The 13,816-nt window shown below is 29.6% G+C and carries 13 protein-coding genes; 2 read left to right on the plus strand and 11 right to left on the minus strand.

Features of this window, described 5'->3' with window-relative positions:
• Nucleotides 1-130 precede the first annotated feature (130 nt).
• The 3 genes from KI686_RS04200 to KI686_RS04210 are packed head-to-tail and all read right to left on the minus strand — an operon-like array spanning nt 131 to nt 4,394.
• A complete protein-coding gene (locus KI686_RS04200) occupies nt 131-1,012 on the minus strand; it encodes a carbohydrate kinase family protein (RefSeq protein WP_237588016.1) in 882 nt (293 codons plus the stop codon).
• A gap of 9 nt (nt 1,013-1,021) precedes the next feature.
• The gene (locus KI686_RS04205) at nt 1,022-2,296 is read right to left on the minus strand and encodes a glycosyltransferase (RefSeq protein ID WP_237588017.1); all 1,275 of its coding nucleotides are present in this window, start codon (nt 2,294-2,296) and stop codon (nt 1,022-1,024) included.
• Nucleotides 2,297-2,300: 4 nt separating this feature from the next.
• Nucleotides 2,301-4,394 carry an HAD-IIB family hydrolase gene (locus tag KI686_RS04210; RefSeq protein WP_237588018.1) on the minus strand — a complete coding sequence of 698 codons (2,094 nt, stop codon included), beginning with the start codon at nt 4,392-4,394 and terminating at the stop codon, nt 2,301-2,303.
• Between the two features lie 203 nt (nt 4,395-4,597).
• On the opposite strand from KI686_RS04210, the gene KI686_RS04215 reads away from it, so the two are divergent.
• Nucleotides 4,598-5,173, plus strand: coding sequence for a YdeI/OmpD-associated family protein (locus tag KI686_RS04215; protein ID WP_237588019.1), 576 nt, complete (start codon nt 4,598-4,600; stop codon nt 5,171-5,173).
• Between the two features lie 2 nt (nt 5,174-5,175).
• Here KI686_RS04215 and KI686_RS04220 read toward each other — a convergent pair whose 3' ends face one another.
• Both KI686_RS04220 and KI686_RS04225 read right to left on the minus strand, forming a co-directional pair.
• The gene (locus KI686_RS04220) at nt 5,176-6,642 is read right to left on the minus strand and encodes a MoxR family ATPase (protein WP_237588020.1); all 1,467 of its coding nucleotides are present in this window, start codon (nt 6,640-6,642) and stop codon (nt 5,176-5,178) included.
• A 74-nt stretch (nt 6,643-6,716) separates the two neighbouring features.
• Nucleotides 6,717-7,841 carry a vWA domain-containing protein gene (locus KI686_RS04225; protein ID WP_237588328.1) on the minus strand — a complete coding sequence of 375 codons (1,125 nt, stop codon included), beginning with the start codon at nt 7,839-7,841 and terminating at the stop codon, nt 6,717-6,719.
• Between the two features lie 124 nt (nt 7,842-7,965).
• Between KI686_RS04225 and KI686_RS04230 the strand changes: the two genes are divergently transcribed.
• Nucleotides 7,966-8,841, plus strand: coding sequence for a TIGR01777 family oxidoreductase (locus KI686_RS04230; protein ID WP_237588021.1), 876 nt, complete (start codon nt 7,966-7,968; stop codon nt 8,839-8,841).
• A 6-nt stretch (nt 8,842-8,847) separates the two neighbouring features.
• On the opposite strand, the gene KI686_RS04235 is transcribed toward KI686_RS04230, so the two are convergent.
• The 6 genes from KI686_RS04235 to ftsH are packed head-to-tail and all read right to left on the minus strand — an operon-like array spanning nt 8,848 to nt 13,801.
• Nucleotides 8,848-9,477, minus strand: a complete 630-nt coding sequence (locus KI686_RS04235; RefSeq protein WP_237588022.1) for a YceI family protein — start codon at nt 9,475-9,477, stop codon at nt 8,848-8,850.
• A gap of 4 nt (nt 9,478-9,481) precedes the next feature.
• Complete coding sequence (locus tag KI686_RS04240) at nt 9,482-9,748, minus strand: acyl-CoA-binding protein (RefSeq protein ID WP_237588023.1); 267 nt, start codon at nt 9,746-9,748, stop codon at nt 9,482-9,484.
• A gap of 6 nt (nt 9,749-9,754) precedes the next feature.
• Complete coding sequence (locus KI686_RS04245) at nt 9,755-10,411, minus strand: phosphatidylserine decarboxylase family protein (RefSeq protein ID WP_237588024.1); 657 nt, start codon at nt 10,409-10,411, stop codon at nt 9,755-9,757.
• A gap of 2 nt (nt 10,412-10,413) precedes the next feature.
• Nucleotides 10,414-11,208, minus strand: coding sequence for a phosphatidate cytidylyltransferase (locus KI686_RS04250; RefSeq protein ID WP_237588025.1), 795 nt, complete (start codon nt 11,206-11,208; stop codon nt 10,414-10,416).
• A 1-nt stretch (nt 11,209) separates the two neighbouring features.
• The gene (locus tag KI686_RS04255) at nt 11,210-11,800 is read right to left on the minus strand and encodes a hypothetical protein (protein WP_237588026.1); all 591 of its coding nucleotides are present in this window, start codon (nt 11,798-11,800) and stop codon (nt 11,210-11,212) included.
• A gap of 18 nt (nt 11,801-11,818) precedes the next feature.
• Complete coding sequence (ftsH, locus tag KI686_RS04260) at nt 11,819-13,801, minus strand: ATP-dependent zinc metalloprotease FtsH (RefSeq protein WP_237588027.1); 1,983 nt, start codon at nt 13,799-13,801, stop codon at nt 11,819-11,821.
• Nucleotides 13,802-13,816: the final 15 nt, after the last annotated feature.

The following is a 13,816-nucleotide window of genomic DNA, read 5'->3' on the forward strand; positions in this document are numbered from 1 at the left end:
TAATTTATCATAAAGAAAAAAACTCTTATTTACCAGGCATACAACTTGGTTTTTAAGAGAGTTTTAAAAAATATGATGATAAAGATTATTAGAGTTTTAAGCTTTTACGTTTATTAAAATAACAGATAAATTACAAACCACTAAAATCTAAAATTTCTTTTTCTGTAATTATTGGGTTTGCACCTTCTTTTTGGGCTACTAAAGCTCCTACAGCACAAGCAATATCTAATGATCTTTGTGGATTTTGTTTTTCTAATAAGTAATTGATTAACGTTGCTAAAAAAGAATCTCCAGCTCCTACTGTATCTGCAACTTTTATTTGATAACCACTATTGTAAAAAAGTGTTGAATTATATAACAAAACAGCACCATGTTCTCCTTTGGTTACACAAATGTGTTTTGTTGATGTTTTTTCTGAAACAAACCATAAATTTTGTTCTAAATTATTAAACTTAGATCCTAAATATTTTGCAATTTCATACAATTCTTCATCATTAAATTTAATAAAATTAGCTGTATGCATTAATTCTATCAAAGTTTCTTTATCAAAAAAAGGAGCCCTTAAATTAACATCAAAAATTTTATAGTTTGCAATTTCTAAATAACTATATAAAGTTGTTTTAGAAACAGCATCTCTACAAATTAAACTTCCAAAAACAAAAGCATCAGCACTTTTTACTACTGCTGATGCTTGTTCTGTAAATTTTATTTTATCCCAAGCTTTAGGATGTTCTATACAATAACTTGCTGCACCTTTATTATTTAAAGTTACAGTAACTTTACCAGTGTTAAAATCATCTAAAACCTGAACATTTTTTATATCTATTTTGCGTGTTTTTAAATATTCCAAAATTTGTTTTCCTAAATCATCATTACCAATAGCACTAATCATTGCAACATTATTCGCAAAAGATTGCAAACGAGACGCTACATTTAATGGCGCACCACCAATTTTTTTATGATTAGGAAAAACATCCCATAAAACCTCTCCAAAACAAACAATTGTAGACATAAATAAATTTTAATAAATATTAGTTTCTGATGTTCTTTGACTTATAGAGCTAGAAAAAATAGCTAACATCCTTTTTGCGATACCTGTCCAACCAAAATTTCTACGAGCAAACCTTGCGCCTTCTACAGACATTTCATTTCTTAAATTAGGATATAAAAGTGGCATTGCCATCATTGCACCAAATTCTTTTGGTCTATGAGGATCTGCAAATAATGCTTGGTTTCCAAAATCAATTAAATCACACAAACCACCATGTACAGTAACAACACTTGGTGTACCACAAGCCATTGCTTCTATAGCAACCATACCAAAAGGTTCGTACCTAGAAGGCATTACAAAAATACTTGCAGATCTGTAAACATTTGCCAAATCTTCATCTGCAATATAATTTTTCCACTTTATTTTATCCATTACACCCAACTCTTTAGCAAGCTCTTTTAGCTTTTCTATTCCGTCTCTATCTTGTTGAGAATCTCCACCAATTGCAGCAACTAATCTTGCCTCTGGGCACAATTCAAAAACTGTTGGTAAAGCATGTAAAAGTAAATCGTAACCTTTATTATGTGCCATTCTACCTAAAGCTAAAATATCAGTAGGCTTAATATCATACTTTAAGCGGATTTTATCATTTTCTTTTGATGGAACAGGGAAAAATCTATTTTCATCTATTCCTGGCGGAATCATACTACAGTTTCTTGCTAAAACATCATACTGTTGTACTAACAAATCAACTTGAGGTAATGTTGTTGCAATAACAAAATTACACATCTGATACACAAAATATTCTTTTCTAATTCGTTCTTTAAAACGATATGTTTTCTCCATTTCCTTCTCGTCCATATCGCTTCCCATCGTGTGCTGTTTCCACCAACCGAGAGAATGTGGTGTATGTACATGGCAAATACCTAATTCTTCTGCAATTTTTTGTCCTGCCCAACCTGCATCCCAATAATGAGAATATACAACATCGTATTTTTTTCCTTCTTTTTTTATTGCAGCCAAACAATTGGTTACAAACTTTTTAAGATGATCGTGCATGTCTTCTTTTCTGATGAATTTTTTTCCACCAAAAGGAATTCTCCAAACACTAAAATTTTCGTCTACGTGATCATACTCTGGTTGATCTTCGAACTGACGTGTTACTAAGTCTACACGTTTTCCTAATCTACTAAATCTATCTGCTAATTCTAATACATATACTACTTGACCTCCTGTATCTGGTTTTCCTAATTCTGCATTTGCACCAACGTAACCATGTAAAGAGATCATTAATATCGACTTCATATTTCTATTTTTTAGTTTTAATTATTTTTAAATCATTACAAGCTGCTATATATTGGGCAGCAGACCATGCTTGGTATGCTTTACCCATTGGTTTACCTGTTGTACCATGCGCCCATTCTGTAAATTCCCATTCATCTGTAATACCTTCTTTGTTTATTAAAGCAAGTTTGTGTAGTTCTGCAATTGCTACATCTCTAAAACCTAACTTATTTACAAATTTCACCCAAAAACCTCCCACAAAAGGCCAAATTCCTCCATTGTGATAATGGTTTGGTAGATTTAAAAGATTTACTGTATAATATGGTTTCCAATCTGGATCTCCAGGACTTACAACCGGATACACATTTGCTACCGGAAAAGGATCATTTACACCAACACCTAACATAAACCTAAAGGTTTGATGTGCTTTTTCTGCATCTATTGTACCGTGTAAAAAAGCTAAAATATTCCCCAAAGTATCACAACGCCAACTAAAATCGAAAGGTGTTGTTTGTGCTATTAAATAAGATGTATCTCCTAGTGTAAATTGCTTTTCGGCAAAAGAAACCGATTGAAATAATTTTTGTTGTGTTGATGGCCAGAAGTTTTGTACAATTTCTTTTTTAATTACTTGAGACCATCTAATATACTCACCAGCTTCTTCATGATTACCTAACATTTCTAACATTCTACCAAAACAAACATTAGATCTGTACCATAAAATTTCATCGTATAAAATATTATAGCTTCTACCAAATAAATCAGTCCAATCTCCTGCTTCTGGTATTTCTAAAAGTGCATCATTATTACTGTCATGTGCACCTAACCAACGCATAGTTTCTTTAATATCTCCAATATATTTTCTTAAGAACTCTATATCTTTGGTAACATTTACATATTCATAAAACGCAATTACTACCCAAATTCCACTATCAATAGAACAGATTCCTCCTACTCCAGAATAATCTGGTTCTTCATCTTTTAATCTTACATTGGCAGGTATTTGTCCGTTTCTAGACATGTGCTCTAACAAAGTAATTAATGTTTGTCTTTGACATTGATGTATTTCTTCATCATCAATTAAAGACAAAGAACCAATTACCGTAATTGCACCATCTCTAGCCCAAACACTGTGGTAGTTTTCATCAGTTCCGCTTGGTATATTGTCTTTAATAGAACAAGCAGAAAATCCTAACGGAGTAATATTTTTCTTTAAAGCCTCTATCGCTTTTACATAACCTTCTTTAATTAAAGCTATTTTTTCATCTGTATCTTCTAGAGCAATATTCTCTATTTCTCTTTTAATAAAGAAATCGTCTGAATGATCTACTACAACATCTTCTATAGCTTTTTCTGGTAAAATTCCATAAAAAATTAAACCTTCTATAACTCCATCTCCTTTTGCTTTTTCTGTGTGATAAACTTTTTTATGTTTTGTATAGATATAAAGTTCTTCGTGTGCATTTGCAACTACAATACCAAATACATCTTTTAAATCGAACATTGCAGAATCATTACCACTATCTCCTGCAACTAAAACTTCGTTTGTTTTTATTTTTAGTCTTTTAATTAACCATTGTAAGGCATTTCCTTTATTTGCCCATTTTGGCAAAATATCTAAATATTTATTACCAGAATAAACCACATTAACATCCATATCTGCATCTGCAAAATCTTGTTCTATACCTTCTACAAGCTCTGTACTTGCGTCATGAAAAAAGTAACTTCTTTTGTATGAATGTTGAAACTTACTTGGTTGATCACTTATAGGATGATCTATTTTTTGAATGATATTTTCTACAGACTCAAGATTCCAACCATCATCTAAAACGTCATTAAATTCTTTTACAAGAGCTCCTTTTTTAAAGTTATAAATATGTGTACCTACTCCAGAAATTATATAATCTGGTTCTGGCAACACCTTTTTTTCTATTAAATGTAAAACGTCATCTATTAAACGCCCTGTATTATATGTTAAAATAACATCATTTTGGTCTTTATACTTTTCCCATATTTTTTTAAAATTACTTTTATAGGTATGAAAATCTATTAACGTATTATCAATGTCAAATGATAATAACTTTATTTCATTCTCCATTTTTAAGCTTTTTACAGTCATTTAAATATATTTTTAAGCTAAAATTATTAATATTCGTTAATTTAACAAAAATTAGAAGAGCATCCAAAACTTAAGGTTTATAAGATTATTTGTTCACCTATTTTTATGATTGTGATAATTATGTTAACAAAAAAATAGCAAATAAGGAATGGAAAAAAATCATTTTATTTTTACTCATCATTAAAAATTAATATCATTACATTATGAAAAAATTGCAAGAGTTTTATTTTAAAAATGATGTAGAATGGCGTAATTGGTTATCTAAAAATTACGATTCTTCTAACGGGGTTTATCTTATTTTTTATAAAGTAGAAAATAAAGAAGAATCTATGCGATGGGAAGAAGCCGTAAAAGTTGCTCTTTGTTTTGGTTGGATTGATGCTACTGTAAAAAGTTTAGGTAACGGAAAACGAAGACAATATTTTTGCCCAAGAAAACAAAAAAGTATTTGGAGTGCCGTAAATAAAAAATATATTGAAGAGTTAACTGCAAACAATTTAATGCACCAAAGCGGATTTGATATTATTAAAATTGCAAAAGAAAATGGTTCTTGGACAGCTTTAGATGCTGTAGAAAAAGGAATAATTCCTACTGATTTACAAACTGAGTTTGATAAAAATAAAACGGCTTTTACAAACTACAATAATTTTGCACCAAGTTATAGAAAAAGCTATTTGTATTGGTTACAACAAGCTAAAAGAGAAACAACAAGAAAAAACCGAATTATAGAAATAATTCGGTTATGTAATGAGAATATAAAATCTCGTGATGTTAGGTAATTTTACAATCCGCTCATAAAATTACCATACGGATCTTTAAACTGTGTGCCTTCAGAAAATCTATATTTACTTAATTTTTTAAATTCTACCAGCGCCCATAAAACAAATTCTTTTACAAAATAACTTTCTTGCTTTGTTAATTTTGGCTGATATTTTTCTAATAGTTTTTCTAACGGAGTAACATTATCTAATAGTTTTGTATAAGTTTTTTCGTTTAAATCATCTAAAATTTCAAAATCTGAATCAGTATTAAAAAACCAAGAGATTACATCATCATAAGGAGATTCTGCTGTTTGTTTTTCTAATTTTTTGATTTCTGGAAAATAAATTGGGAACAATGTTTTAATGGCATTTGCTATTAAATTTTGAGCTACAGATGCTGCTCCTTCTTGTTCCCCTTCATAAACCAATTCTACTTTACCAGTAATTGCCGGTATAATTCCGTCAAAATCACTTAATCTAATTGTTGTTTTTTCATCACCAGAAATTAACAATCTTCTTTCTGCTGTACTTAATAAATTCTGAAAAGCTGTAATACTTAAACGTGCACTTACACCACTTTTTACATCAATATATTCGCTTTCTCTTGCTTCAAAAACAATTTGCTCTAACAAATCTTTTGCCAATTCTGGCACAAAAATAGTTTCTGCTTGTCTTTCATCTAGCTTTGCCTCTTGTTGCGTAATTGTTTTCGCAGTTTCTATATCTTCTGGATAATGTGTTAATATTTGCGAACCAATTCTATCTTTTAAAGGCGTTACAATACTTCCTCTATTGGTATAATCTTCTGGATTTGCTGTAAATAAAAACTGCATATCTAAAGGCAGTCTTAATTTAAATCCTCTAATTTGAATATCACCTTCTTGTAGAATATTAAACAATGCTACTTGAATTCTAGCTTGTAAATCTGGCAATTCATTAATTACAAAAATACATCTGTTTGCTCTCGGAATCATTCCGTAATGAATTACTCTATCATCTGCATAACTTAATTTTAAATTTGCTGCTTTTATAGGATCTACATCTCCAATAATATCTGCAACTGTAACATCTGGCGTTGCTAATTTTTCTGCAAAACGCTCACTTCTATGCATCCAATAAATAGGAGTTTCATCTCCTTTTTCTTTAATTTTTTCTACTGCAAATCTAGAAATTGGTTGTAATGGATCATCATTAATTTCTGAGCCTTCTACAACCGGAATGTATTCGTCTAACAAGTTTAACATCAACCTTGCTAAACGTGTTTTTGCTTGTCCTCTTAATCCTAATAAATTAATATTGTGTTTGCTTAAAATGGCTCTTTCTAATTGAGGAATTACCGTATTTTCATAACCATGAATCCCTTTAAAAGCAGATTCTTTATTCATTATTTTGGTAATCAGGTTTTCTCTTAATTCATCTTTAATAGATTTCGATTTATATCCTGATTTTTTTAATTCTCCTAATGTATTAATACTACTTATATTCATATAATTTGCTTTTCGCTATTGGCTTTTGCCTTTAGCACTTACTCTTATGTTTTTTAACAGCTAATAGCTTTTTATTATCCTTTAATTCGTTTTTTTCTATTGGTTTCGTAATCTTCAAAAATCATTTCTCCCAAACCTTTTAAACCTGTATAAAATGCTTTTCCTTGATTGGCTTGTGTAAAAGCTCTTACAAATTGCATTAAATATGGATCTTGTGCAATCATAAAAGTGGTAATTGGTATGTGTAATTTTCTAGCCTGTTGTGCCATTGCGTAACATTTATTTACAATGTATTTGTCTAAACCATTACTATTTTTATAATACTGTCCGTCTGGCAAACGCAAACAACTTGGTTTACCATCTGTAATCATAAAAATTTGTTTGTTAGTATTTCGTTTTCTTCGCAATAAATCCATAGCTAAATTTAAACCAGCAACGGTATTTGTATGATAAGGACCAACTTGTAAATACGGTAAATCTTTAATTTTAATAGACCAAGCATCGTTACCAAAAACAATAATATCTAAAGTATCTTTTGGGTAACGAGTTGTTATTAATTCCGCCAAAGCCATCGCTACTTTTTTAGCTGGTGTAATTCTGTCTTCTCCATACAAAATCATAGAATGGCTAATATCAATCATCAAAACTGTGCTCATTTGGCTTTTATGCAACGTTTCTTCTACAACCAAATCGCTTTCCGTTAAATTAAAACTATCAATTCCGTTGTTTATTTGTGCGTTTCTAATACTTTCTGTCATAGAAACTTTGTCTAAAGCATCTCCAAACTGATAATTTCTAAAATCTCCGGTATGTTCATCCCCTATTCCTGGAGATTTACTTTTATGATTTCCTGCACCACTTCTTTTTATTTTACCAAAAATATGATTTAATGCTTGCTGACGAATTGCACGTTCTGTTTTAGGAGTAATTTTTGTTCCTCCAGTTCCATCGCCTTTAATCTCTTCTTTTATATATCCTTTCTTTTTAAGATCTTCTACAAAATCATCAATGGTATAGTTTTCATCCGTTAAATTATATTCTTTATCTAAAGAGCGTAACCAGTCTATGGCTTCATCAAAATCGCCAGATGTATGCGTAATTAGTTCCTTAAAAATTTCGAATAACTTATCAAAAGGCGAAACATGTTCAGCTTCGTATGTTTTAAAAACAAATCCTTTTCTTTTACTATTATTTTTCATCATTATAAAAATACTGTTTTATACGGATGAAAAATAAAGATTAACATTGCTTTAATATATGCAAGCATAAATTTGTTTTATCATTTTAAAAAAATATTAAACAAAAAATAATTATATTTACCTTATGGCAAGAATAATTATTACAGGTGGTACAGGTTTAGTCGGCAAAAGATTATCAAAATTACTGATAGATAAAAAACATGAAGTGGTAATTTTAAGTAGAAATCCTAAAAATAAAAATGAATTTAAATGGGATATTTCTGATAATTATATTGATGAAAAAGCCTTATTAAACTCTGATTATATGATACATTTAGCAGGAGCAGGAATTGCCGATAAACGTTGGACAGAAGAAAGAAAACAAATTATTATTGATAGTAGAGTAAAAACTGCCAATTTACTTTTTGATAAAATAAGCGAACTTAACATTGATTTAAAAGGATTTATTTCTGCTTCTGGAATTGGTTACTACGGCGCTATAACTTCTGATAAAATTTATACAGAAACAGACAAACCTGGTAATGATTTTTTAGGAGAAGTTTGCCAAAAATGGGAAAATGCAGCACATCAATTTTCTACAAAAAAAATACCTGTAACTATTTTACGAACCGGTATTGTTTTATCTGATAAAGGTGGTGCTATAGATAAAATGAAAACACCTATTATATCTCCTTTAGGTTCTGGAAAACAATTTTTACCATGGATTCATATTGATGATTTGTGCGAAATGTATGTAAAAGCTATTGAAGATAATTTATCAGGTATTTTTAATGCTGTTGCGCCAGAACATCAAACTAATAAATCTTTTTCTAAAACGTTGGCAAAAAGTATTAAAAGACCTTTTTTATCATTTGGTGTTCCTAGTTTTATATTAAAAATTGTACTTGGTAAAATGGCCGTTTTATTGCTAGAAGGAAGTAGAATTTCGACAAAAAAAATCGAAAAGAATGGATATTCTTTCCGATTTAAAACGCTAAAAGAAGCGTTAAATAATTTATAATTTCTTTTAAAAAGTAGTTGTTATATCTAAAGCAACTTCACTCCAAGTTTTAGAAACTCCGTCTGCACCTTTATGCAAATCAAAACAAGCTTCGTTTAAAGCTTCTAACGCTGCAGAAGCTCCCCAATTTGTAATATCCATTGTTGCTTTCATGTTAAAAACATTATTAACAATTGTATATGTAAAGGCAACCTTTTCTGTTACATTGTTCATTTTAATTTCTGCAACACCCGTTGTATCATCAGTAATCATTAATTTACCAGAAAGTAATTTTGTATTATCCATTATTCCAAAAAAGAATTTTTGGATTTTAAAATCTCTACTACTGTCTTTTGTAAAAATGCTACTTACAGGAATAGAAAATTCTGTATTATTAATTGCTTCTTTTACCGTTGCTCCTTCTCCGCCAGCTAATACATCAACTTTTTTAAACTGCCCACCTACGCCAATTTTTTCTGTAGTTTTGTAAGCTGTAAAATTGATAGAATTATCTGCACTTGCAACTGAAAAAGCAGCATCACTCTTTTTAACTTCAACAGTTTCTTCTTTTTTAGAATCTGTACTTTTTTCAGATTTACAAGATGAAAAACTGAATGCTATAATAAACGCGAATAATAAAAATGATGTTTTTTTCATGATCTTATTTTTTAGTATTTAAAACTGTGTTTGCTAACTTTATATATTCTTTTTTGGCTTCGTCAGATTTCATTCCATTTAACTGTATCCATGCATTTAATTTAAATGCATTTCTAACATTTACGTCATTATTAAAAGAAAATTTGTTCCCAAAATTTGCCTGCTTATTGTATGCATACAATTTTAGCATTATATCTGGTGCTATTGCCTTTCTTAATTCAGAAATTTTAGAATAAGCCTCATTAAACTCTTGGTCTAAATCATATTCCATAAAAAATTATTTTTCTGCAATAACTTGAATCCCTCCTTTAACTTTATCTCCTAAAGCAACTTTTAATTTTGTATCTAACGGAAGAAAAAGATCTACTCTAGAACCAAATTTTATAAATCCTGCATCTGCTCCTTGTATTGCTTTATCTCCTTCTTTTGCATAATTTACAATTCTTTTAGCTAAAGCACCTGCAATTTGCCTGTACAAAACATCACCAAAAACAGTATTGTTAATTACAACAGTTGTTCTTTCGTTTTCTGTAGACGCTTTAGGATGCCATGCTACTAAATATTTACCCGGATGATATTTACTATATTTTACAACCCCACTCATTGCATATCTTGTAACATGCACATTAATAGGAGACATAAAAATTGATACTTGTAATCTTTTTCCTTTAAAATATTCTGGTTCTTCTACTTCTTCAATCACAACTACTTTACCATCTACAGGTGCAACAATCGTTTTTTCGTTTAAAGAAGCTAACCTTTTAGGGTTTCTAAAAAACTGTAATACTATTACTAGAAAAGCTATCATTACAATCTGGATAGCTTTTACCAACCAAGTTATTTCAATAAGTTTTTCTGCTAATAAAATACCACTAATTGCTATTATAAAAGTAATAATAATTATTTTATATCCTTCTTTGTGGAAACGAATCATGTTTAAATTATAAAATTAATATACAAATATACAAATGGAGCAACAAACAACAAACTATCTAGTCTATCTAAAATACCGCCATGGCCTGGCATAATATTTCCACTATCTTTTACATTTGCTTGTCTTTTAAATTTAGATTCTATTAAATCTCCTATAGTACCAATAACACTTACTAAAAAAGCAATTATTAACCAGTTGACAACAGTAAAATCATCATTAAATTTACTGATAAAAATAGCTGAGACTAAAGCAAAAAATAAACCTCCTAAAAAACCTTCTATTGTTTTTTTAGGTGATACAGATGGAAACAACTTTCTTTTTCCAATATTTTTACCTACCAAAAAAGCAAAACTATCATTAACCCAAATAATAATTAAAATAGAAATCATTAAATAAGGATTATATTCTCCTTGATAATTCGGCAAAAAAACTAAGAAAATCATAGAGAAAACAGGATATCTAACCAAGAGTCCTAGTTTAGATCTATCATTAGAAAAAGTAATATCTTTTTTTATAAATAAATAGTAAATAAGAGATAAAGATGAAATTATTGTAATACCTAAAATACCTACAACAGCATAATTTTCTGGTCTTTTTAACATCAAAAATAATGTTAATCCAAAAAAAATGTAACCAATTACACCTTTAAAATCAATTAATTTAGAAAACTCCCAAATACATAAAATTGCAAATAGAGAAGTTAAAACAATAAACGATTCTTTAGAAATAAGAATTGCTGATAAAAAAATTAAAACGTAAATAATTCCAGAAAGACTCCTTTTTAAAAGGTTACTCATATTACAAATCTTCTAATAACAGCAAATATAAGTTTTTTGAGTTACTGTTACCGTAATTTAAGAAATTATCATCATTATTATTATTGATATCATAATTTTTAACGGCAGAAATATTTGTTGGTAAATTTCCTTTATGATGAATTTTAATACCGGTTAAACCTTGTCCCATATCTGCAACTAACTGACTAGTTGTTGCAAAGACAATAAAGTTTTGTGGCATTTCTGATAGTTTTGTACTTTTTAATTGATTTGAAGAAAATAAAATATCTCCTTTATCTGCAATTAAGTGCTCGCACTTGATAAAAATAGGCAAGTTTGATTTGATATTTGGAGTAATTGCTACTGTTTTTTGGTCTACAAACCCTAACATATCATTATCAGAAAGAGTTAATTGCTTCCAATTATTTTCTCTTAAAATATTTTCTAAATTCTCAACTACCTCTCCTTTTTTTAAACAATATAGAAACTTACCTCCTTTTTCTACAAAATTGTGTACAAACAAATCATCCAAAGAAAGATTTAAATCTTCCTTTGGAGTTTCATTTTCTTCCTTTTCTGAAGGAAGATTAAACAATTTCTTAAAAAAACTCATTAATTAAAAGGTGTTTAGTTATTCTTCTGTTGTCAATTCTACTGAAGGACTTCCTCCTTTTTGTTCAACAGCTAATTCTTCTCCTTCTATTAGTTCATCAAAAGGTCTTTTACCAAATATCTTTTCTAAATCGTCTTTAAAGATAACCTCTTTTTCTAATAATAATTCTGCAAGAGTAGTTAACTTATCTTTATTTTCATTTAATATTTGAATAGCTCTAACATATTGTCCTTCGATTATATCAGAAATTTCTTTATCAATCTTCTTACCTGTTTCTTCACTATAAGGTTTTACAAAGCCATCGTTACCAGAAGAATCGTAATAAGTTACATTACCTACAGTTTCATTTAAACCATAAATTGTAACCATTGCTCTTGCTTGTTTCGTTACTTTTTCTAAATCACTTAAAGCTCCTGTAGAAATTTTATCAAACATTACTTTCTCTGCTGCTCTACCTCCCATAGTAGCACACATTTCATCTAACATTTGTTCTGTTTGCACAATCATTCTTTCTGCTGGTAAATACCATGCAGCTCCTAAAGATTGCCCTCTTGGTACAATTGTAACTTTTACTAGTGGCGCAGCATGTTCTAACATCCAACTAATGGTTGCATGACCTGCTTCATGAAAAGCAATTACCTTTTTCTCTTTAGGTGTAATTACTTTATTTTTCTTTTCTAAACCACCTACAATTCTATCTACAGCGTCTAAAAAGTCTTGATGATGAATTGCTTTCTTACCATTTCTGGCAGCTATTAAAGCAGATTCGTTACACATATTAGCAATATCTGCTCCAGAAAAACCAGGAGTTTGTTGTGCTAAAAATTCAATTTTAACATCGTCTGCTAACTTTAAAGATTTTATATGTACTTCAAAAATTTCTTTTCTCTCATTAATATTTGGCAGATCTACATAAATTTGTCTATCAAAACGCCCTGCACGCATTAAGGCACTATCTAATACATCTGCTCTATTGGTTGCAGCTAAAACAATTACGTTTGTATCTGTACCAAAACCATCCATTTCTGTTAAAAGTTGATTTAACGTATTTTCACGTTCATCGTTTCCTCCTGTCATGCTATTTTTTCCACGAGCTCTACCAATTGCGTCTATTTCATCAATAAAAATGATAGATGGAGATTTTTGTTGTGCTTGTTTAAATAAATCTCTAACTCTAGAAGCACCAACACCCACAAACATTTCCACAAAATCTGAACCAGAAAGAGAGAAAAAAGGTACACCAGCTTCTCCTGCAACTGCTTTTGCTAATAAAGTTTTACCAGTTCCTGGAGGTCCTACTAATAAGGCTCCTTTAGGAATTTTACCTCCAAGAGAGGTATATTTTTCTGGGCTTTTTAAAAAGTCTACAATTTCTTGTACTTCTTCTTTTGCTCCTTCTAAACCAGCTACGTTTTCGAATGTAGTTTTTACTTTGGTGTCTTTATCAAATAATTTGGCTTTAGATTTGCCTATGTTAAAAATTTGACCTCCACCACCAGCGCCAGAACCTCCACCAGACATTCTTCTCATAAAAAATAACCATACAGCTATTAAAATTATAAAAGGAAGAAAACCTAATAAGGTTTCAATCATACTAGTTTTTTCGGTATTTTCTTTATCAAAATCTAGTTCTTTTTCTTCTTTGATTTTTTCTATACTATTTTCGAAATTTTGTAAATCTCCAAAATTATATTCATACAAAGGAGCGCCTTTAGAATAAAAGGCTGAACTAACCATTTTTTTGTAACGATCTTTTTTTGCAATAGCTTCATCTTTAATAAAAACTTGTGCAACGTTGTTATTTACGACAACTATTTTAGAAATATCATTTTCTTCTAAAATTTCATTAAATTCATTTTTAGTAATGCTTTTAGAACCTAAATCTCCACTACTAAAAAATTGAAATGCCATTATTAGAACAAATATGGCCCCATATATCCAATATGCATTAAACTTAAATTTAGGCATATTAGAGTTACTATTTTTTTTTGAATCACTCATTTATTAAAAATAAAA

This window comes from Polaribacter sargassicola, from assembly GCF_021991835.1.
GTDB classification, from domain to species: Bacteria; Bacteroidota; Bacteroidia; order Flavobacteriales; family Flavobacteriaceae; genus Polaribacter; species Polaribacter sargassicola.